The following is a 20,794-nucleotide window of genomic DNA, read 5'->3' on the forward strand; positions in this document are numbered from 1 at the left end:
GTTAGGAAGCTAAAGCTTTTCCACGGTTCCTCCTTCAGGCACCCATGTCATCCCGCAAGCTGATCCTGATTCTTGCCGCCAGCGGCTTTGCCAGTACCTTCTCCGGCCGTGCCGTCGAGCCGATGGTTGGCGTCATTGCCCGGGACCTGAGCTCCACGCCGCAGACGATTGCCCTTCTCTCCGCTGCCTTCGCGCTGCCCTATGCCTTCATCCAGCCCGTCCTGGGACCCGTCGGCGACGCCCTCGGCAAGGAGCGCGTGATGAAGGTGGCTCTGGCAGTGCTCTTCCTTGCCCTGGCCTGCTCCATCTTCGCCCCCGATCCTTCCACCCTCTTCACGCTTCGCATCATTGCCGGTGCCGCTGCCGGCGGGTCGATTCCACTCTCCATCGCGCTGATCGGTGACCGGGTGGACATGGCGCAGCGCCAGGTGGCCCTGAGCCGATACTTCATCGCCGTCATCATCGGACAGTTGGCCGGCTCTTCATTTGCGGGGCTGCTCGCTGAATGGATCGGCTGGCGTGGCGTCTTCTCCCTCTCCACCTTCATGGTCGCCCTGGCCCTTGCCGCTACCGTCGTCGGTTTCAGGGAAGCGCTCCCAGGAGGACAGTTCGATCTTAAGGGCGCGCTCCTGCGTTACCGGGACATCCTCTCAAATCCGCGCGCGCTGACCCTCTTCAGCCTCGTTTTCGTGGAGGCCATCGTCATTTTCGGGATCTTCCCCTATGTGGCGCCCTTGCTCGAAGAGCGGGGCGGGGGCGGTGCCACTGAGGCCGGCTTTGCCCTGGGCGGTTTTGCCATCGGCGGGCTCGTCTACTCCGCGCTCGTCGCCTGGATGCTGAAGCGGCTCGGCATCGGCCGCATCCTTCTGGGCGGCGGCTTCTTTGCCGCCGCCGCACTCGTTGTGGTGGGATTGGGCGGCGACTGGAAGCTCGACGCCGCCGCCATGGTCTTTCTGGGGCTCGGCTTCTACATGCTCCACAACACCTTCCAGGCCCAGGTGACGGAGGTGGCACCAAACGCACGAGCCTCAGCCGTCGCACTCCACGCCTTCTCGTTCTTCTGCGGTCAGGCGTTGGGCGTCGTGCTGATGGGCCTCGGCTTGCGCAACATCGGCCTGACCGGAGCAACGTCCGTTGCCGCTCTGGTCATTCTGGGCGTTGGTGTTGCCGCATCCTTCGCCCTGACGCGGCCGGCTGCTCAACGGGCCCGGTAAGGGGCGACGCCCTGGTCTGGCAGCCAGAGGTTCTTCGGCACCTCGCCAGTCTGCCAGAAAACGTCGATCGGAATGCCCCCGCGAGGATACCAGTAGCCGCCGATGCGCAGATAACGGGGCTCCAGCAGATCGGCCAGGCGCTTGCCGATCGCTACAGTGCAGTCTTCGTGGAAGGCGCCGTGATTGCGGAAGCTGTGCATATAGAGCTTCAGCGACTTGGACTCGACGAGCCATGGCCCGGGCACGTAATCGATCACGATGATCGCGAAATCCGGCTGGCCTGTCACCGGGCAGAGAGAGGTGAATTCCGGTACGGTAAAGCGGGCCAGATAGTCGATGTCGGGGTGCGGGTTCGGTACCCGGTCGAGCTGTGCAGCTTCCGGTGAGTCGGGGAGGGTGCTCGCCTGCCCAAGCTGGAGGGTGGATTCCGTCATAGAATTTCGCCTAGAATCGAGGGGATGGATGCTCTTGCCGTCCTTGCCCGTCTGCTCATTTCGGTCAATAAGCCAACCCATGACTTGAGGCCGCACCCGCTCCCCGGGCTGTCCCGGCCGCACTTCAGCCAGCAGGAGCCTGCTTTATGACAGCAATCATCGACGTCTTCGCCCGCCAGATCCTCGACAGCCGAGGCAATCCCACCGTCGAGGTGGATGTCACCCTAGAAGACGGCTCCATGGGCCGAGCCGCAGTGCCCTCCGGTGCCTCTACGGGCGCCCATGAGGCGGTCGAGCTGCGCGACGGTGACAAGTCGGTCTATCTCGGCAAGGGCGTGCTCAAGGCCGTCGATGCGGTGAACAACGAGATCCTCGACGCCATCGGCGGCATGGATGCGGAAGAGCAGATTGCCATCGACGAGGCCATGATCGAGCTCGACGGCACCCCGAACAAGGCGCGCCTCGGCGCGAACGCCATCCTCGGCGTATCGCTGGCAGTCGCCAAGGCCGCGGCCGAAGCGGCGGCGCTGCCTCTCTACCGTTATGTGGGCGGCACCCAGGCCCGCGTTCTGCCGGTGCCGATGATGAACATCATCAACGGCGGGGCCCATGCGGACAATCCCATCGACTTCCAGGAATTCATGATCCTGCCCGTCGGCGCGCCGACCCTGGCGGAAGCCGTGCGCATGGGTGCCGAGGTATTCCACACCCTCAAGAAGGCGCTGAAGGATGCCGGCCACAACACCAATGTGGGCGACGAGGGCGGCTTCGCCCCGAACCTGCCCTCCGCCGAAGCCGCGCTCGACTTCATCATGAAGTCCATCGAGCAGGCCGGCTACAAGCCAGGCAAGGACATGGTGATCGGCCTCGACTGCGCGGCCACCGAATTCTTCAAGGATGGTGCCTACCATTATGAGGGCACCGGCCAGACGCTGAACCCGCAGCAGCAGGCCGAGTACCTCGCGAAGCTTGTCTCCGCCTATCCCATCGCCACCATCGAGGATGGCATGTCCGAGGACGATTGGGAGGGCTGGAAGGCCGTGACCGACCTCATCGGCGCCAAGTGCCAGCTCGTCGGCGACGACCTCTTCGTCACCAACGTGACCCGCCTGTCACAGGGCATCGGGCAGGGCGTCGCCAACTCGCTCCTCGTGAAGGTCAACCAGATCGGCTCGCTCACCGAGACGATGGCCGCCGTCGATATGGCCCACCGGGCCGGCTACACCGCCGTCATGTCCCACCGCTCGGGCGAGACGGAGGATTCCACCATCGCGGACCTCGCCGTCGCCACCAATTGCGGACAGATCAAGACTGGCTCGCTGGCTCGCTCGGACAGACTGGCGAAGTACAACCAGCTCATCCGCATCGAGGAGGAGTTGGGCTCGCAGGCGAAATATGCCGGTCGGGCGGCCCTGAAGGCGCTTGCCTGATCCGACTAGAACTAAAGGCATCACATTCTGCGTCATGGCCGGGCTCGTCCCGGCCATCCACGTTCTGGGAGCCACCACGCCCAAAACATAGATGCCCGGCACAAGGCTGGGCATGACGCGGAGGATGGCAGCCGCGTTCCCCTGAAGTCCTCAACATCTCCTTAACCATGCAGCTGTAGGATCCAGCCTTATGGTGATCCGCAGACGCGCACGACGATTCCTGATCCCGCTGGTGCTCTACAGCATTTCAGCGGCTGTCGCCGGCTACTTCGTGCATCATGCCCATAGCGGTGCGCGCGGTATCGAGGCCCGACATAAATATGAAGCCCAAGTGGCCGAACTTTCCGGCGAGCTCACGGGTTTAAAGACCCAGCGCTCCGACTGGGAGCGACGCATAGCGCTGCTGCGGAGCGATCAGATTGACAGGGATCTGCTCGAGGAACGAGCGCGCGTAATGTTAGGACGTGTGCATAAGAACGACCTCGTCATCATCACAGGTCCGTAAATCAGCATAGTCCGAAAGTTCTGCTTAACTTGATTCGAGTTAAGAGCGAATAAGACTTACATATCAGATGTTTGCGCTTTTCATTGTGCAGCGCAAAACGGCTTTTAGCCCACTCGATTTCCCTTCCCGTCTGCGCTACAACTTTCGTCGAGGAAACCCTTCGGAGGACCCGATGGCTGTTGCTGCCCGCAAGGCGGGCCGTGCCGGTGCAGGCGCGGCTAACAAGACCACTTCCACAAAAGGCTCCACGCGCGGAGTCGCTGCCAATTCCCCACAATTCGACAAGAACCAGGATCTCTCGGCCTACAACGAGATGCTTCTGATCCGGCGCTTCGAGGAGAAGTCCGGCCAGATGTACGGCATGGGCCTGATCGGCGGTTTCTGCCATCTCTACATCGGCCAGGAGGCTGTCGTCGTCGGCATGCAGATGGCGACGAGGGAGGGCGACCAGGTGATCACCGGCTATCGTGATCACGGTCACATGCTCGCATGCGGCATGGACGCGAAGGGCGTTATGGCCGAACTGACCGGGCGCCGCGGCGGCCTGTCGAAGGGCAAGGGCGGCTCCATGCACATGTTCTCCAAGGAGAAGCATTTCTATGGCGGCCACGGCATCGTCGGCGCACAGGTTTCGCTGGGCACCGGCATCGCGTTTGCCAACCATTACCGCGAGAAGGGCAATGTCTGCCTGACCTATTTCGGTGACGGTGCCGCCAACCAGGGTCAGGTCTACGAGAGCTTCAACATGGCGCAGCTCTGGAAGCTGCCCGTGGTCTACGTGATCGAGAACAACCGTTACGCAATGGGCACCGCGGTGTCGCGCGCCTCGGCCCAGACCGACTTCTCCAAGCGCGGCGTGTCCTTCGGCATCCCGGGCGAGCAGGTGGACGGCATGGACATCCGCGCGGTTTACGCCGCCGGTCAGCGTGCCATCGAGCATGCCCGTTCCGGCAAGGGGCCTTACATCCTCGAGATGCAGACTTACCGCTATCGCGGCCACTCCATGTCCGACCCGGCGAAGTACCGCACGAAGGACGAGGTGGCCCGCATGCGCGAGGAGCACGACCCCATCGAGCAGGTGCGCCGCCGTCTGCTGGAGAGCTGGAAGCTGTCGGAAGACGAGCTGAAGTCCATCGACAGCCGGGTGCGCGAGATCGTCAACGAGGCGGCCGAGTTCGCCACGCACGATCCTGAGCCCGATCCGTCCGAGCTCTACACCGACATCCTTCTCTAGTGCATGGGGCAGAAAAGTGAGAACCGGTTTTCTGATGACCCCATGCTCCATCAAAGAATTGGCTTTGATCGCCTGATCGAAGCCTAGGCGGCGCCTTCGCGCCGCTTCTCCCCGAATCTCGCCGCTGCGACAATCAAAACGAGTCTTTTAATGGCGATCGATATTCTCATGCCTGCCCTCTCGCCCACCATGGAGCAGGGGAAACTGGCCAAGTGGCTGAAAAAGGAAGGCGATCAGGTCAAGCCCGGCGACGTGCTGGCCGAGATCGAGACCGACAAGGCGACCATGGAGGTCGAGGCGATCGACGAGGGCGTCCTCGCCAAGATCCTGGTCTCCGACGGCACCGACAATGTGGCCGTGAACACCCCCATCGCGATTCTCGCCGGCGAGGGGGAGGACGTGTCGGCCGCAGCCTCCTCGGCAAAGGCGCCTGCAACTCCGGAGCCGGAAGCCCAGCAGGCTCCGACGCCCGATATGCAGGCGGAGGGTATGGCCGACCGTCCGGCCCCAGCAGAGCGTCCCGAGCAGGAGGGTCTCTCGACTCCGGCGGCTCCGTCGGTCATCACGAACCGCTCCAGCTACAACGCCATGGCGGAGATCCCCGAAGGGACCGAGCTGGTCAACATGACCGTGCGCGAGGCTCTGCGCGACGCCATGGCCGAGGAGATGCGCAAGGACGAGAGCGTCTTCGTCATGGGCGAAGAGGTGGCCGAGTACCAGGGAGCCTACAAGGTCACGCAAGGGCTGCTGCAGGAGTTCGGCGCCAGACGCGTGATCGACACGCCGATCACCGAGCACGGCTTTGCCGGCGTCGGCGTTGGCGCGGCCTTCACGGGACTGCGTCCCATCGTCGAGTTCATGACCTTCAACTTCGCCATGCAGGCGATCGACCAGATCATCAACTCTGCGGCAAAGACCCTCTACATGTCCGGGGGCCAGCTCGGGGCTCCTATCGTGTTCCGCGGCCCCAACGGCGCTGCGGCCCGCGTGGGCGCCCAGCACAGCCACGACTATGCGGCCTGGTACTCCAACGTTCCGGGCCTCAAGGTCATCGCGCCCTACACGGCGTCCGACGCGAAGGGGCTCCTCAAGAGCGCCATCCGCGATCCGAACCCGATCGTCTTCCTGGAAAACGAGATCCTCTACGGTCAGTCCTTCCCTGTGCCGAAGCTCGACGACTTCACGGTGCCGATCGGCAAGGCGCGCATTCATCGCGAGGGCAAGGACGTGACCATCGTGTCCTTCTCCATCGGCATGACCTACGCGCTCAAGGCCGCGCAGGAGCTGGAGAAGGAAGGCATCGACGCGGAGGTTATCGATCTTCGCACGCTCCGCCCCATGGATAGCGACACCATCGTCGCCTCGGTCATGAAGACGGGCCGCTGCGTGACGGTGGAAGAGGGCTTCCCGCAATCGGGTGTCGGCGCCGAGATCGTCACACGCATCATGGAGAACGCGTTCGACTACCTCGATGCGCCCGTGATCCGCGTGACCGGCAAGGACGTGCCGATGCCGTATGCGGCCAATCTCGAGAAGCTCGCGTTGCCGAACGTGGGCGAAGTGGTGCAGGCGGCGAAGGCCGTTTGCTACAGGTGACGCATGGCTGAGCGGAAATTCGAAGCCCTCAACGTTCCACCCGATGTGCTCGAAAAAGGCGGCGTCGAGATCCTGAGGGCTTCTGTGGTCGAGGGCGAGGTGAGCATCGCTCTGCGCCGCGCCTTCGACGATCCGTTCACCTGGGGCGTGCTCCTGGTGGACCTCGCCCGCCACGCGGCTCGCGTCTACGCTATGGAAACGGAATTCTCCGAGGAGGAGGCTCTGGCCGAGATTGCCGCCGGCATTCAGGCCGAGCTGGACGATCCGAGCGATCCCGGCTCGACGCAAGCCATCAATTAAATTCTCTCAAGTCAGGATTTCAGAACGCCATGCCCATCAACATCCTGATGCCCGCCCTGTCTCCCACCATGGAAAAGGGCAACCTTGCCAAGTGGCTGAAGAAGGAAGGCGACACGGTGAAGTCCGGCGATGTGATCGCCGAGATCGAGACCGACAAGGCCACCATGGAAGTGGAGGCGGTGGATGAAGGCATCCTCGCCAAGATCGTCGTGCCCGAAGGCACCGCGGACGTTCCCGTCAACGAGCTTATCGCGCTGATCGCCGCTGAGGGCGAGGATCCGAAGAGCGTCACGGCCCCGGCTTCCGGCGGCGGTGCGGCAGCGCCTGCGCCCAAGCCGGAGGCTGCACCTGTACCTGCTCCTGCTGCTCCTGCAGCCGCGCCCCAGCCGCAGGCCAACACCATTCAGGGTGACCCGAACGCCCACATGTCATACGCCCGCGTCGATCAGGCTCCCGAGGGGCCAGCGCAGGCAGCAAAGCCCAACGGGGCAGGGCAGCCGCAGGCTTCCGGTAACCGCGTCTTCGCCTCGCCGCTCGCCAAGCGCATTGCCCGTGAGGCCGGGGTCGATATCGCTTCTGTTCAGGGTTCAGGTCCCCACGGCCGCATCGTCGAGAAGGACGTGCGCGCAGCGCTCCAGGGCGGCGGCACGAAGCCTGCACCCGCTCCGGCGGCCTCTGCTGCTCCGGCTCCTGCACCGGCAGCAAAACCTGCGGCTCCCCAGCTCGCCCAGAGCATGGGCGCCGATCAGGTGAAGGCCATGTTCGAGGCCGGCTCCTACGAGGAAGTGCCACTCGACGGCATGCGCAAGACCATAGCCAAGCGCCTCGTCGAGTCCAAGCAGACGGTGCCGCATTTCTATCTGTCGCTCGACTGCGAGCTCGATGCCCTCATGGCCCTGCGCGAGCAGATCAACGCGGCCGCGGGCAAGGACAAGGACGGGAAGCCCGCTTACAAGCTCTCGGTCAATGACTTCGTCATCAAGGCTCTCGCCATCGCGCTCCAGCGCGTGCCCGATGCCAACGCGGTCTGGGCCGAGGATCGCATCCTGAAGATGAAGCATTCTGATGTGGGCGTGGCGGTTGCCATCGAAGGCGGCCTGTTCACGCCGGTCGTGCGCAAGGCCGAACAGAAGACGCTCACCGCCATCTCGGCCGAGGTGAAGGACATGGCGGTCCGCGCCCGCACCCGTCGCCTGAAGCCCGAGGAATACCAGGGCGGCTCCACGGCGGTGTCAAATCTCGGCATGTTCGGCATCAAGAACTTCCAGGCTGTCATCAACCCGCCGCAGGGAACGATCCTCGCGGTCGGCGCCGGCGAAAGCCGAGTCGTGGTGAAGAACGGCGCTCCAGCCGTCGTGCAGGCCATGACCGTGACGCTCTCCTGCGACCACCGCGTGGTCGACGGCGCGCTCGGGGCGGAACTGCTGGCGGCCTTCAAGCAGCTCATCGAGAGCCCGATGGGGATGCTGGTGTGAGGCTAGCCTCAGCCCTTCTCCCTCCCCCTTGCGGGGAGGGGCAGGGGTGGGGGTCGTAACGCATGCTCGCGATAACAGAACCTGCAATGTCGTGGAACCAGCCACCCGCCAAACCGACATCGCCGCGTGCGAAGGCGAATGCGGGAAAGCTGCGTCGCACTTTCACGGAACCCGAACAGCGCCTGTGGTGGCATCTGCGGAACCGTTTGCCACTGAGCGATACCCATTTCCGGCGACAGGTTCCTATAGGCTCCTACATCGCCGACTTCTGTTGCCTCGGCGCCCAGCTCATCATCGAAGTGGATGGCGGCCAACACACAACAGATCAGGCTGTTGCGTACGATAATCGGCGCACAGCCTATCTCACGAGCCAAGGTTTCCATGTCCTGCGCTTCACCAACAATGAAGTGATGCGAAACATGAATTCCGTGCTCGACACCATTCATGCGGCGCTTGTCCGCACCACCCCCACCCCTTACCCCTCCCCGCAAGGGGGAGGGGACTTGGAGACGTAAATGGCAAACCAATACGACATCATTGTCATCGGCGGCGGGCCGGGGGGCTATGTGGCGGCGATCCGCGCGGCGCAGCTCGGGTTCAGGACCGCGGTCGTGGAGCGCGAGCATCTGGGCGGCATCTGCCTCAACTGGGGCTGCATCCCGACCAAGGCGCTGCTGCGCTCGGCCGAGATCTACCACTACATGGAGCACGCCAAGGATTACGGACTGTCTGCGCAGGGGATCGGCTTCGACGCTGCGGCCATCGTGCAGCGCTCACGGGGCGTGTCGGGCCGGCTCAACGGCGGCGTCGGCATGCTGCTCAAGAAGAACAAGGTCGACGTGATCTGGGGCGAGGCCAGCATTTCCAAGCCCGGCGAGGTCGTGGTGTCGGCGCCGAAGAAGCCCGCCATGCAGCCGCAGAATCCGGTGCCGAAAGGCGTCTTGGAACCCGGCACCTATGCCGCCAAGCACATTATCGTCGCGACCGGCGCGCGGCCGCGCGCGCTGCCTGGTATCGAGCCGGACGGCAAGCTGATCTGGACCTATTTCGAGGCCATGGTGCCGCCCACCATGCCAAAGTCGCTCATCGTCATGGGCTCGGGCGCCATCGGCATCGAGTTCGCCTCCTTCTACCGCACCATGGGCGTTGAGGTGACGGTGGTCGAGGTGATGCCGCAGATCCTCCCCGTCGAGGATGCGGAGATCGCCGCTCTTGCCCGCAAGCGCTTCGAGAAGCAGGGCATGAAGATCCTCACCAGCGCCAAGGTCACGAAGGTGGAGAAGGGTGCGAATTCCATCACCGCCACCATCGACGACGGCAAGGCCACGCAGACCATCACCGCGGAGCGAATGATCTCGGCGGTCGGCGTGGTGGGCAACATCGAGAATCTCGGCCTAGAGAAGATCGGTGTGAAGATCGAGCGCGGGGTCGTAGTCACCGACGGTCTCGGCCGCACCAACGTGCCCGGCATCTACGCCATCGGCGACGTGGCAGGTCCTCCCATGCTGGCGCACAAGGCCGAGCACGAGGGCGTGATCTGCGTCGAAACGATCAAGGGCATGCACGCGCACGCCATGGACAAGGCCAAGATCCCGGGCTGCACCTATTGCCATCCGCAGGTGGCATCCGTGGGCCTCACGGAGGCCAAAGCGAAGGAGCAGGGCTACGACTTCCGGGTCGGACGCTTCCCCTTCATCGGCAACGGCAAGGCCATTGCACTGGGCGAGCCCGATGGCCTCGTGAAGACGATCTTCGACAAGAAGACCGGCCAGCTCCTGGGTGCCCACATGATCGGCGCGGAAGTCACCGAGCTGATCCAGGGCTACGTGATCGCCATGAACCTGGAAACCACGGAAGAGGACCTCATCCACGCGGTCTTCCCTCATCCGACCCTCTCCGAGACCATGCACGAGAGCGTCATGGATGCCTATGATCGTGTGATCCACATCTGAGATCACATCGGGCATGTGGGGTGGTCTCTTTCTACTCCCTCACGGCCCTGATCGCATTCCGCATTTCCTGCAGGCCCAGCCGGCCTTTCGCCGGCTGAGTCATTCCATCTGCATCCTTCCATCCGCACTCGCGGTGCCTGTGCTCCTCAGAAAGGACCGCAGAGGGGCTGATCCCGGGTCGCGATCTCGTCTGGTTGGTCAAGCGCCAGGGCTGCGGCACAGCAACGGCGGGCGTCTTCACCGTTCGCCTCTGTCCTCATGCCTGGTGGAACTATCCGATCCTCACGGCTGACGGCTTTCCGGTTCCGCACTCAGACGAGGCCTCTGGGGAGGGTGCAGTGCCCATCGTCATCGACCTCGATAGTGCTGGCGAGAGCGCGCCGGTAGAGGGCGTGGTCGTTCCTAAGATTGCCTCAGGAAAGCCGGACAAGGCTCTGTGATTTGAGAGAGGTGTCAGGCGATAGAATCCCCTCAGGCCCTGCCTTGACAGGAGGTCGTGATACGCGAGAGCGTTCGGAGCACGGGCGCTATGGAGGATGCAATGGCAGGTCGGGATCAAACACATGAAGGCGAGTGCCGGTGCGGGCAGGTGCGGTTTCAAGTCCGTGGTGCTCCCATCCTCACGATGGCATGTCATTGTACGGGCTGCCAACGCATGACCGCCAGCGCCTTCTCGTTGAGTTCACTTTATTCGAGCTCTGCTTTCGAGGTGACACAGGGAGAGCCGGTGATCGGCGGCCTTCACGGTGCCACCCGACACTTATTCTGCCCCCATTGCATGAGCTGGCTGTTCACGCGGCCGGAAGGGCTCGAAGAGTTCGTGAATGTTCGTGCGACGATGCTCGACAATGGGAGGGACTTCACGCCATTCATTGAGACCTATACTTGCGAGGCGCTGCCCTGGGCGAAGACGCCGGCGATCCACAGCTTCGAGAAATTCCCGCCGGTGGAGCGCTATGCCCAGTTGGTTGAGGATTTTGCACGGAGTGCGAGCTGAACGGGCACTCAGGAGGGCTTGCATCGCAAGGTCAGTATTCAGGCACGAACCGGTGCGTGATCAGAGGCACATGGATCTCGCACCGGAACCCTGCTGGATCGAAACTGAGATCCGATCTTGCATGACACTGTGACGGTAGAACGCGCTCGAGCAGGAATGACCCAAAGCCGCTGTGCGCCGGCTGCTCGACAGGAGGGCCATTCTGCTCCACCCATGTGAGATGGAGCTCCCTCTGACCCTCTGTCGTCACTAGCTCCCATTGGACGGCAATGCACCCTTTGCGCACGGACAGCGCTCCGTATTGCGCCGCATTCGCTGTCAGCTCATGGAAAGCCATGCTCAGCGGGATAGCGAGATCTGCCGAGAGATTCACCTCAGGTCCCTCAAGCCTGAAGCGCTCATGCTTCTTCGCCCAGAAAGGCTGAAGCTCGCATTTCAGCATCTCCCGCAAGGGTGCCGTCTGCCAGTAATCCTCCGTCAGAAGGGTCTGGGTCTTGGCAAGGGCGGCAATCCGGGACGAGAAAGATCGGTTGAACTCCCGGATGCTGGTTGTCGTGCGGGCCGTCGCGCCCGCCAGAGCCTGGACGACAGCAAGGGTGTTGCGCACCCGATGATGGAGTTCGCGAACGAGCAAAACCTGGCGTTGCTCGAAGCGCTTCCTCTCATCGATGTCCTGAATGACCCGAACACTGTACTGAAAGCTTCCCTGCTCATTGAAGACCGCTGTCGACGAGACATTCAGCCAGACACTCGATCCATCTTTCCGGATCGAGCGCTTCTCCCACGAGTATGTTTTGAGCTCGCCCGCGACCTGTCGTTCGTAGAGGGCACGCTCGGCTCCAGAGTCATCGGAGTGGATGAGATCGAAGATGCTCAGGTTCAGGAGTTCGCTCCGGGAGTACCCGGTGATGGCAGACAATCCCCTGTTGACGGTCAGAAGTTTACCGCCAGCATTGGTTTCTGCGATGCCGACGCCAGCATGCTCGTGAGTTGCCCAGAGGCGCTCACGACTTTCCCGCTCGGCTCTCGTCTGAACGGCGTTCTCGACGGAGACCGAAGCGATCTGGGCGAGCTGGATCAGGATGGCTTCGTCGTCTGCGGTGAATTCGCCATTCTGCTTGTCCAGTAGCATGAGCACGCCCAGCGTCCCGCCTTGCAGCCCGGTTATGGGGACAGCAAGCACCCCAGGCATTGCCGGGGAGGAGGGCTCCCCGACGTGGGTATCCTGCAGTTCCGGATAGGAGTCGAGTTCCATCTGGGTAAGACGAAGCGGGCGTCCGAGCTGGATCACATGGGAGTATATGCCGGCACCACTCTGGGCCAGGGAGGTCGCAGGATGGTTGCGGTACTTGTCCGAGACCGAGATAACGACGGGATCGCTCGGCCATAAGGCATAGGGGAGCGCGTGGGTGGCGGCCCAATGAGCACCGATGATGAGACGCGCCTGCTCCGTGACCTCATGAAAGATCGACTCGGGAGCATCTGCTGCGGCAATCCTGGTAGACACGGCTGCCAGCGCCTTCAGCTGCTCCTGGTACCGATGAGCCTTTGCCAAAAGGCCTTGCCGCTCCTGCTCCACCAGTATGCGGTCGGTGATGTCGTGGTGAGCCACGACGGAATAGACATGACCGTCATAGTCCAGACGAGAAGCACGAAGCTGGAACCAGCGCATCTGCGTGGGGGAATGGCACGGATACTCGATCGAAAAGGCTGGTTGACCCGCCAGCACTGACCGGATGCCAGCGGCGGCGGTCTTTGCGCAGGCCGCTTCTACTCCGACAGCGCGATCACAGATATCGAGGTAGTTCGTTCCCACATGCCGGACGTCCCTGCCGCTGTTGGCCCGACCGAAGTCGCGCCAAGCCTGATTGATGGCAATGATGGTACCTGATCCATCGAGCACGGCCACAGGACCAGCCAGAGCATCCAGGACCTGTTCTGCAGGCGGAATCGCCTCGATCCCGTTCCGCTTCGACGTCCGGTTCATAGCCTCGTGTCCCAACACCTTGAAGTGAACAGGCTGGTAACGGGTATCAGGGACTTCGGTTCAGGCAGAAACTCAGAAGTTGGCGATCGCGATGCTCTCCTGGGCATTCTGCCGGGCTGAGGGAGGGACATCGGCGCACATAGAGCCCGAAAAGAAGGCCTGCCCCGCGATCTGAGCATTTGCGATTGTGCCCCGAAAGCCTTAAATCAGGCGCACGTCAGGAAGGGGCGGGGTCCCTTCGCCCAAAGGTTTAGCTTCATGGCCGTCGTTCTCGACCTTTTGAACAAGGATCAGCGCCCTCGCCACCCGGAAAAGGCGCATCGGCCGGACCAGCCGGTTCAGCAGCGCAAGCCCGAGTGGATCCGCGTGAAGGCGCCGGGCTCGCCAAAATGGGCCGAGACCAACCGGATCGTGCGCGAGAACAAGCTCGTGACGGTCTGCGAGGAGGCTGGCTGCCCCAATATCGGCGAGTGCTGGGAGAAGAAGCACGCCACCTTCATGATCATGGGTGACACCTGCACCCGAGCCTGCGCCTTCTGCAACGTGAAGACCGGCTTGCCGCAGGCACTCGACGCGAACGAGCCCGAGAGCGTAGCCAAGGCGGTGGAGAAGCTCGGCCTCGAGCACGTGGTGATCACCTCCGTGGATCGTGACGACCTCGCTGACGGCGGTGCGCAGCACTTCGCGGATGTGATCCACGCCATCCGTGCCCGCTCGCTGAAAACCACCATCGAGATCCTCACTCCCGACTTCCTCAGGAAGCCGGGTGCTCTGGAGGTCGTCGTCGCGGCCAAGCCCGATGTGTTCAATCACAACCTCGAGACGGTGCCGTCAAAGTACCTGAAGGTCCGCCCCGGCGCCCGCTATTTCCACTCCATCCGCCTGCTGCAGCAGGTGAAGGAGTTGGACCCGACCATCTTCACCAAGTCCGGCATCATGGTGGGCCTCGGTGAGGAGCGGAACGAGGTGCTCCAGCTCATGGACGACCTGCGCTCGGCGGACGTGGACTTCATGACCATAGGCCAGTACCTCCAGCCGACCAAGAAGCACCACCCGGTGATCCGCTTCGTCACGCCTGACGAATTCAAGGCCTATGAAACCACGGCCTATGCCAAGGGTTTCCTCCTAGTCTCCTCGACCCCGCTGACGCGTTCATCGCATCACGCGGGCGAGGACTTTGCCAAGCTGAAGGCGGCCCGTCTCGCGAAGCTCGGCTGACGAGAAGCTTAGCTAACGACCTGGACGAGGCATGCAGCGCATTCTGGTCATCGGCAGCCCGGGCGCGGGCAAGAGCACCCTGGCGAGCCGCCTCGCAGAGCGCCTCGGCCTGCCTCTGATCCACCTCGACCGTGAATATTTCGGCCCTGGCTGGACGACGCCGACGAAGGCCGAATGGCGCGAGCACGTAAAGGTGCTCGCCGCACGCCCGGCCTGGGTCATGGACGGGAATTACGCCAGCACCTTCGACATCCGCGTGCCCCGTGCGACGGCTGTTGTCTGGCTCGATCTGCCGCGCTGGCGGTGCCTGGGCGGCGCGCTGTGGCGTGTCGCCAAGAACTACGGACGCACCCGGCCGGACCTGGGGCCCGGCTGTGTCGAACGCTTCGATTCTTCCTTCATGCGTTGGATCTGGTCCTATCCGGACAAGATGCGACCGAAGACCGCCCGCATGCTGGAGCGGCTGCGTCCTGACCAGCGCGTTTACGTCCTGCGCTCCCGATCCGACATTCCGGCCCTGGAGGCCGAGCTTGCAACCTTCAGAGAGGCCGCCTGAGCCATGCCGACCTTCCGCACAACCCGGCCCGTGAAGCATACGCCCGATCAGATGTTCGCCCTCGTGGCCGATGTGGAGCGCTATCCGGAGTTCCTGCCCCTTTGCGAGGATCTGCGGGTCATGCGTCGGGTCCAGAGCGGGGAGGGCATCGAGACCCTCGTGGCCACCATGTCGGTGGGTTACAAGGCCATCAAGGAGAGCTTCACCACCCGAGTGACCCTGGATGACCCTCGCCGTAAGATCACGGTCGAGTATGTAGATGGGCCGTTCAAGTATCTGGAGAACCGTTGGACCTTCCGCGAGATCCCCGGAGGCTGTGACGTCGAGTTCTACATCAACTACGAGTTCAAGAGCTTCGCCCTCGGGCTCCTTATGGGCAGCGTCTTCGACAAGGCCTTCCGCAAGTTCACAGAGGCCTTCGAGGAGCGGGCTGACGAGATCTATGGCGTGCCCTCCCGGGCCCGCGCCTGATCAGCCGATCGACTGTTCCAGAAGCGAGAGCGCGTCCTCCACAGCGCGGCGGCGCACGTTCTCCCGCCCCAGGTCGCCATAGCGGCGCTCCAGGTGGACCGTCGGAGACCCTTTGCGAGCCAGGCCGAAATGGACGAGACCGACGGGCTTCGTCGCCGTTCCACCGGTCGGGCCCGCAACCCCGGTGATCCCCACCGCCACGTCTGCTCGGGAATGAGCGAGCGCTCCCTCGGCCATGGCTCGGGCTACCGGTGCGCTGACCGCCCCGTGGGCGGCGATCAGACCGGCAGGGACGCCGATCAGCTCAGTCTTCGCCTCGTTCGAGTAGGTGACGAAACCGCGCTCCACAACGGCGGACGAACCAGAAATCTCGGTCAGCAGGGCGACGACCAGCCCACCGGTGCAGGACTCGGCCGTGGCGATCTTCAGATCCCTCTGGCGATATGCATCGAGAAGGGCGGCGGCGCGGTCTCTCAGGTCCGGGATCATGGGTTCACCTCCGGCAGGCGGATGGTTGCGGCGGTCTGGGCGGCGATGCCTTCCCGGCGGCCGGTGAAGCCCAGCTTCTCGGTGGTGGTCGCTTTCAGCGAGACCTGATCGAGCCGGAGCCTGGCGATTTCGGCAATGCGCTGCCGCATCGCCTCCCGATGAGGCCCAAGCCGCGGTGTCTCGCAGAGGAGGGTGATGTCGAGATGGTCGACGATGCCGCCGCGCTGCCGCACCAGGTTCACCGCATGGGCAAGGAACCGGTCGGAAGAGGCGCCGCGCCATTGCGGGTCGCTGGGCGGGAAGTGCGTTCCGATGTCCCCGTCGGCCAAGGCGCCGAGCAGCGCGTCGGTGAGGGCGTGCAGGACCACGTCCCCATCCGAATGGGCGATGACGCCCCGGTCGTGCGGGACCTTGATCCCGCCGAGCCAGACATGGTCGCCGTCGCCGAAGGCATGGACGTCGAAGCCGGTGCCCAGCTTGGTGATGTACGTCATTGATGAGCCTTTCAGTCGTCGCTCGGCCTCCTGGAAATCGACCGGATGAGTGAGCTTGATGTTCCCGCTCTCACCCTCGAACACATGAACCGGCAGTCCAGCCCATTCCGCAAGAGCGCCATCGTCTGTGAAGGCGTGGATCCCTGCGGCTGCAGCCTTGCGATGAGCCTCGATCAGCAGGCGGAACCGGAAGGCCTGCGGCGTCTGCACGGCCCTGAGGCTGGCCCTGTCAGGGGTCGAGACGACCTCCGACCGGTTGCCGATCATCTTGATCGTGTCGGTCACGGGCGTTCCTGGAACGGCCGCCTCCCAGCGGCGGGCCGCCTGAATCGCTCTGTCGATGAGGTCTGGGCTCGCGAAAGGGCGGGCTGCATCATGGACGAGGACAGTCTCGGGAGCTGAAGAGGCGAGGGCCTCAAGGCCATTCCTGACGGAATCCTGGCGCGTATCGCCGCCATGGACGCATGGCAGAAGTGCCGGCGGGAGGGGTGCAAAGGCCGCGATGCTTGCCTCATAGAGATCCCGGTCGTCAGGGTGGATCACAACCAAGATGTGATCGATGCCGGGATGGGAGAGGAATCGGTTAAGGGTCCGTGCCAGGACCGACTGACCCTGGAGATCCCTGTATTGCTTTGGAATCCCTTCTCCCGCTCGTGATCCACGTCCTGCGGCAACGATGAGGGCGGCAACTGACATATCGGGAAGGGTCTCCGCAATAGGCGCTCTCCTTACAGGGCTGGCGAAAGAAGGCAAATCTCCACGCGGAAGAGCTTGCGCCTCCGCTCAAAATGGCTATCAAATAGGCACAATGGAATTTGATCAAAAAATAGGCGATACTGGCTTCAGCATTGGATCCATCAAGGTGGACTGCGGGGCAATCCTGGCCCCACTGTCCGGCGTGACGGATGTCGCCTTTCGGCGCATCGCCAAGCGGCTGGGGGCTGGCCTCGTCGTTTCCGAGATGGTGGCCTCCGACGAGCTGGTTCAAGGGTCAGAAGAGGCGCAGCTGCGTGCCGAGGGGGCGGGAATCGAGCCGCACGTCGTCCAGCTCGCCGGCTGCGAACCTCGCTGGATGGCCGAGGCCGCTCGGGTGGCCGAAGGGGCAGGGGCACGCATCATCGACATCAACATGGGCTGCCCGGCAAAGCGCGTGATCGGCGGCTATGCCGGATCGGCCCTCATGCGCGATCTGGACCATGCGACCCGCCTGATCGAAGCAACGGTGCAGGCTGCCAGCGTTCCCGTCACGGTGAAGATGCGGCTTGGCTGGGACCATCAGAGCATCAACGCACCAGATCTCGCCCGCAGGGCCGAGGCTTTGGGTGTCAAGGCTGTGACGGTTCATGGCCGTACCCGCCAGCAGTTCTACAAAGGGCAGGCCGATTGGAGCGCCATTGCGCCAGTCGTGGAGGCGGTCGACATCCCGGTCATCGCCAACGGCGATATCGGGTCGTTGGAGGAGGCGCGGCGCTGTTTTGCCGCCTCGGGAGCCGCAGCCGTCATGATCGGACGTTCCGCCGTCGGGCGTCCCTGGCTCGTCGGTCAGATCGGCGCAGCGCTTCAGGGGCGCATCATTCCCGATCCGTCGCCGGAAGAGATGACGGCAATCGCCATCGAGCATTACGAGGGACTGCTCTCCCTCTACGGGGAGAAGACGGGCATCCGCCATGCCCGCAAGCACCTTGCGGCCTATGCGGATGTGGCGCTCGCCTCCGGTTTCCGTGTGCCTCCTGGGATTCGGATGGAGCTGGTCACATCGGAGGATTCGGGAACAGTGATCGGGTTGTTGCGCTCTCTTTACAGCCGCCTCGAGCGAGAAGCTGCATGACAGCTCTTCCGATCAACGACTTGATCATGAATGCGCTGCCGATACCGGTCCTCACGGTGGGGCCGGAGCATCGGATCACCCATGCCAATGCCGCGGCCGAGTCGTTCTTCGAGATGAGCCTGCGCATGATGCAGCGCCAGAAGCTCAGCGACCTGCTGCCCTTCGGTTCTCCGGTGATGGCGCTGGTTGAGGATGTCCGCCAGAGGGGCTCCAGCGTCAGCGAGCATCGGGTGGATATCGGCAGTCCGCGCCTTGGCGCCGAGCGCATCGTGGATGTCTCGGCATGCCCGCTCGGGGACGACAGCGACCATGTGATCGTCATGCTCCAGGAGCGCACCATCGCCGACAAGATGAACCGTCAGCTCACCCATCGCGGAGCCGCCCGTTCCATCACAGCGCTGGGTGCACTGCTGGCCCACGAGATCAAGAATCCCCTCTCAGGGATCCGTGGCGCCGCACAGCTTCTCGAGCAATCGGCCAACGAGGACGACAGGCTGCTGACGCGGCTCATCTGCGACGAGACCGACCGCATCGTGAAGCTCGTGGAGCGCATGGAGGTCTTTGGCGAAGAGCGGCCGGTGGAACGAGGGCCCGTCAACATCCATGGCGTCCTCGAACACGTGAAGCGCCTGGCACAGTCGGGATTCGCCCGCCACATCCGCTTTGCTGAGAACTATGATCCGTCGCTCCCGCCCGTGCTCGGCAACCGGGATCAGCTGATCCAAGTCATCCTGAACCTCGTCAAGAACGCCGCCGAGGCCATCGGCATCGATGCTTCGGACGGGGAAATCATTCTGTCGACCGCGTTCCGCACGGGCGTCAGGCTACAGGTGCCCGGCTCGCAGGAGCGTGTGAGCCTGCCGATCGAGCTGAGCGTCATGGACAATGGACCCGGTATCCCGCCTGAACTGATGAGCGACCTCTTCGACCCCTTTGTGACCACAAAGGTCCAGGGCAGTGGTCTTGGGCTTGCGCTCGTTGCCAAGATAGTGGGCGACCATGGCGGCATCGTCGAATGCGAGCCGGCACCCCGGCGGACCACCTTCCGAATTCTCCTGCCCATGCACCGCGCCGGCGACGGTCGCGGCGCGGATTTTTGAGGCTGACCAATGCCGAGCGGACAGATTCTTCTCGCCGACGACGATGCCGCCATCCGGACCGTCCTGAACCAGGCGCTCTCGCGGGCGGGCTACGAGGTCCGTTCATCGAGCAACGCAGCCACCCTCTGGCGCTGGGTGTCTCAAGGGGAGGGCGATCTCGTGATCACCGATGTGATGATGCCCGATGAGAACGCCTTCGATCTCTTGCCCCGCATCAAGAAGATCCGGCCGGATCTTCCGATCATCGTCATGAGCGCGCAGAACACGTTCATGACCGCCATCAAGGCCTCGGAGCGCGGCGCCTACGAGTATCTGCCCAAGCCCTTCGACCTGAAGGAGCTGGTGGCCGTAGTCGGCCGGGCGCTCTCCCGTCCGCGCACCGCGCCCACCGGTGCGCCTCAGGCGCCGGAAAACGAGGACATCCCGCTCGTCGGACGCTCGCAGGCGATGCAGGAGATCTACCGGGCGCTCGCCCGTCTTATGCCCACGGATCTTACCGTGATGATCACAGGTGAATCCGGAACAGGCAAGGAGCTGGTCGCCAAGGCGCTCCACGACTACGGCAAGCGCCGGCAGGGTCCGTTCGTGGCCGTGAACATGGCGGCAATCCCGCGGGAACTGATCGAATCCGAACTGTTCGGCCATGAGAAGGGTGCGTTCACCGGAGCGACCGCCCGCAGCACGGGACGCTTCGAGCAGGCCGAGGGGGGAACCCTCTTCCTCGACGAGATCGGCGACATGCCGATGGAGGCGCAGACCCGCCTTCTGCGGGTCCTCCAGCAGGGCGAGTATACGACCGTCGGCGGCCGTGTGCCGATCAAGACGAATGTCCGAATCGTGGCCGCGACGAACAAGGACCTGCGCGTCCTCATCCAGCAGGGCCTCTTCCGCGAGGACCTGTATTTTCGCCTGAATGTGGTTCCGCTGCGGCTTCCACCCCTTCGCGAGCGCGTCGAGGACATCCCGGATCTCGTCCGTCACTTCTTCGTGCTGGTGGAAAAGGAGGGGCTTGGCCGGAAGCAGCTCGACGTGGAGGCCATGGACCGGCTGAAGCGCTACCGCTGGCCGGGCAACGTCCGCGAATTGGAAAACCTCGTGCGGCGCTTGGCTGCGCTCTACCCCCAGGACACGATCACCGGAGCGATCATCGACGCGGAGCTCGACTCTCAGCCGCTCCTGCCGCCGCAAGCCGCCGGGAAATCCACCCAGCCTGCGCTGCAAGCATCGGAAGGCTTATCGGATGCCGTGGAACGGCACCTGAACGAATACTTCTCAGGCTTCAGGGATTCGCTTCCGCCTCCGGGCCTCTATCACAGGATCCTGCGCGAGATCGAAGGTCCGCTGATCGGTGCGGCCTTGGCGGCGACCCGTGGCAACCAGATCAGGGCGGCTGAACTTCTCGGGGTCAACCGCAACACATTGCGCAAGAAGGTGCGGGACCTGGACCTCATGGTTGTTCGCTCGAACAGAACCTGACCGGCCTGGGCTGTAATAATTTGACCACAGTGTTGTGT

21 protein-coding genes are annotated in these 20,794 nt (G+C 63.4%); 17 read left to right on the forward strand and 4 right to left on the reverse strand.

Annotation, left to right across the window (positions count from 1 at the left end):
• The first annotated feature begins 44 nt into the window (after positions 1 to 44).
• Complete coding sequence (locus AC0QTX_RS04445) at positions 45 to 1,214, forward strand: MFS transporter (protein WP_474602612.1); 1,170 nt, start codon at positions 45 to 47, stop codon at positions 1,212 to 1,214.
• Here AC0QTX_RS04445 and queF read toward each other — a convergent pair.
• A complete protein-coding gene (queF, locus tag AC0QTX_RS04450; RefSeq protein ID WP_474602613.1) occupies positions 1,199 to 1,648 on the reverse strand; it encodes a preQ(1) synthase in 450 nt (149 codons plus the stop codon). The two genes, AC0QTX_RS04445 and queF, sit on opposite strands and share 16 nt — an antisense overlap.
• A 146-nt stretch (positions 1,649 to 1,794) precedes the next feature.
• On the opposite strand from queF, the gene eno reads away from it, so the two are divergent.
• The 10 genes from eno to AC0QTX_RS04500 all read left to right on the forward strand — a co-directional run bounded on the left by eno (position 1,795) and on the right by AC0QTX_RS04500 (position 11,137).
• Positions 1,795 to 3,078 carry a phosphopyruvate hydratase gene (eno, locus tag AC0QTX_RS04455; RefSeq protein WP_474602614.1) on the forward strand — a complete coding sequence of 428 codons (1,284 nt, stop codon included), beginning with the start codon at positions 1,795 to 1,797 and terminating at the stop codon, positions 3,076 to 3,078.
• A 190-nt stretch (positions 3,079 to 3,268) separates the two neighbouring features.
• Entirely contained in the window at positions 3,269 to 3,583 is a 315-nt protein-coding gene (locus AC0QTX_RS04460; protein ID WP_474602615.1) for an FtsB family cell division protein, read from the forward strand.
• Between the two features lie 172 nt (positions 3,584 to 3,755).
• On the forward strand, positions 3,756 to 4,817 hold the full coding sequence (gene pdhA, locus AC0QTX_RS04465) for a pyruvate dehydrogenase (acetyl-transferring) E1 component subunit alpha (protein WP_474602616.1): 1,062 nt from the start codon (positions 3,756 to 3,758) through the stop codon (positions 4,815 to 4,817).
• 150 nt (positions 4,818 to 4,967) lie between these two features.
• On the forward strand, positions 4,968 to 6,413 hold the full coding sequence (locus AC0QTX_RS04470) for a pyruvate dehydrogenase complex E1 component subunit beta (RefSeq protein WP_474602617.1): 1,446 nt from the start codon (positions 4,968 to 4,970) through the stop codon (positions 6,411 to 6,413).
• 3 nt (positions 6,414 to 6,416) lie between these two features.
• Entirely contained in the window at positions 6,417 to 6,713 is a 297-nt protein-coding gene (locus tag AC0QTX_RS04475) for a DUF5076 domain-containing protein (RefSeq protein ID WP_474602618.1), read from the forward strand.
• Between the two features lie 29 nt (positions 6,714 to 6,742).
• Positions 6,743 to 8,188, forward strand: coding sequence for a pyruvate dehydrogenase complex dihydrolipoamide acetyltransferase (locus AC0QTX_RS04480; RefSeq protein WP_474602619.1), 1,446 nt, complete (start codon positions 6,743 to 6,745; stop codon positions 8,186 to 8,188).
• 86 nt (positions 8,189 to 8,274) lie between these two features.
• Complete coding sequence (locus tag AC0QTX_RS04485) at positions 8,275 to 8,703, forward strand: endonuclease domain-containing protein (RefSeq protein WP_474602620.1); 429 nt, start codon at positions 8,275 to 8,277, stop codon at positions 8,701 to 8,703.
• Positions 8,704 to 10,140, forward strand: coding sequence for a dihydrolipoyl dehydrogenase (gene lpdA, locus AC0QTX_RS04490; RefSeq protein ID WP_474602621.1), 1,437 nt, complete (start codon positions 8,704 to 8,706; stop codon positions 10,138 to 10,140). It begins immediately after the preceding gene.
• Between the two features lie 194 nt (positions 10,141 to 10,334).
• On the forward strand, positions 10,335 to 10,580 hold the full coding sequence (locus tag AC0QTX_RS04495; RefSeq protein ID WP_474602622.1) for a hypothetical protein: 246 nt from the start codon (positions 10,335 to 10,337) through the stop codon (positions 10,578 to 10,580).
• A 101-nt stretch (positions 10,581 to 10,681) separates the two neighbouring features.
• Positions 10,682 to 11,137 carry a GFA family protein gene (locus tag AC0QTX_RS04500; RefSeq protein WP_474602623.1) on the forward strand — a complete coding sequence of 152 codons (456 nt, stop codon included), beginning with the start codon at positions 10,682 to 10,684 and terminating at the stop codon, positions 11,135 to 11,137.
• Between the two features lie 31 nt (positions 11,138 to 11,168).
• Here AC0QTX_RS04500 and AC0QTX_RS04505 read toward each other — a convergent pair whose 3' ends face one another.
• Positions 11,169 to 13,124, reverse strand: a complete 1,956-nt coding sequence (locus AC0QTX_RS04505; protein WP_474602624.1) for a PAS domain S-box protein — start codon at positions 13,122 to 13,124, stop codon at positions 11,169 to 11,171.
• A 258-nt stretch (positions 13,125 to 13,382) separates the two neighbouring features.
• On the opposite strand from AC0QTX_RS04505, the gene lipA reads away from it, so the two are divergent.
• The 3 genes from lipA to AC0QTX_RS04520 are packed head-to-tail and all read left to right on the forward strand — an operon-like array spanning position 13,383 to position 15,369.
• Positions 13,383 to 14,342, forward strand: coding sequence for a lipoyl synthase (gene lipA / locus AC0QTX_RS04510; protein WP_474602625.1), 960 nt, complete (start codon positions 13,383 to 13,385; stop codon positions 14,340 to 14,342).
• 31 nt (positions 14,343 to 14,373) lie between these two features.
• Positions 14,374 to 14,898: a P-loop NTPase family protein gene (locus AC0QTX_RS04515; RefSeq protein WP_474602626.1), complete on the forward strand. Its 525-nt coding sequence runs from the start codon at positions 14,374 to 14,376 to the stop codon at positions 14,896 to 14,898.
• Positions 14,899 to 14,901: 3 nt separating this feature from the next.
• Positions 14,902 to 15,369 carry a type II toxin-antitoxin system RatA family toxin gene (locus tag AC0QTX_RS04520; RefSeq protein ID WP_474602627.1) on the forward strand — a complete coding sequence of 156 codons (468 nt, stop codon included), beginning with the start codon at positions 14,902 to 14,904 and terminating at the stop codon, positions 15,367 to 15,369.
• On the opposite strand, the gene AC0QTX_RS04525 is transcribed toward AC0QTX_RS04520, so the two are convergent.
• The gene (locus tag AC0QTX_RS04525) at positions 15,370 to 15,858 is read right to left on the reverse strand and encodes a CinA family protein (RefSeq protein WP_474602628.1); all 489 of its coding nucleotides are present in this window, start codon (positions 15,856 to 15,858) and stop codon (positions 15,370 to 15,372) included. It lies immediately after the preceding gene.
• Positions 15,855 to 17,048 (reverse strand): bifunctional 2-C-methyl-D-erythritol 4-phosphate cytidylyltransferase/2-C-methyl-D-erythritol 2,4-cyclodiphosphate synthase, encoded by a 1,194-nt coding sequence (locus AC0QTX_RS04530; RefSeq protein ID WP_474602629.1) that lies wholly within the window; start codon positions 17,046 to 17,048, stop codon positions 15,855 to 15,857. Before AC0QTX_RS04530 ends, AC0QTX_RS04525 begins: the two co-directional genes overlap by 4 nt.
• A gap of 112 nt (positions 17,049 to 17,160) precedes the next feature.
• Between AC0QTX_RS04530 and dusB the strand changes: the two genes are divergently transcribed.
• The 3 genes from dusB to ntrC are packed head-to-tail and all read left to right on the forward strand — an operon-like array spanning position 17,161 to position 20,756.
• Positions 17,161 to 18,180 (forward strand): tRNA dihydrouridine synthase DusB, encoded by a 1,020-nt coding sequence (dusB, locus tag AC0QTX_RS04535; protein WP_474602630.1) that lies wholly within the window; start codon positions 17,161 to 17,163, stop codon positions 18,178 to 18,180.
• Positions 18,177 to 19,280 (forward strand): two-component system sensor histidine kinase NtrB, encoded by a 1,104-nt coding sequence (locus tag AC0QTX_RS04540; protein WP_474602631.1) that lies wholly within the window; start codon positions 18,177 to 18,179, stop codon positions 19,278 to 19,280. The genes dusB and AC0QTX_RS04540 overlap by 4 nt, the downstream gene beginning before the upstream one ends.
• A 9-nt stretch (positions 19,281 to 19,289) precedes the next feature.
• Positions 19,290 to 20,756, forward strand: coding sequence for a nitrogen regulation protein NR(I) (ntrC, locus tag AC0QTX_RS04545; RefSeq protein ID WP_474602632.1), 1,467 nt, complete (start codon positions 19,290 to 19,292; stop codon positions 20,754 to 20,756).
• The last annotated feature ends 38 nt before the right edge of the window (positions 20,757 to 20,794 follow it).

It is taken from the genome of Microvirga sp. jy35 (assembly GCF_056148915.1).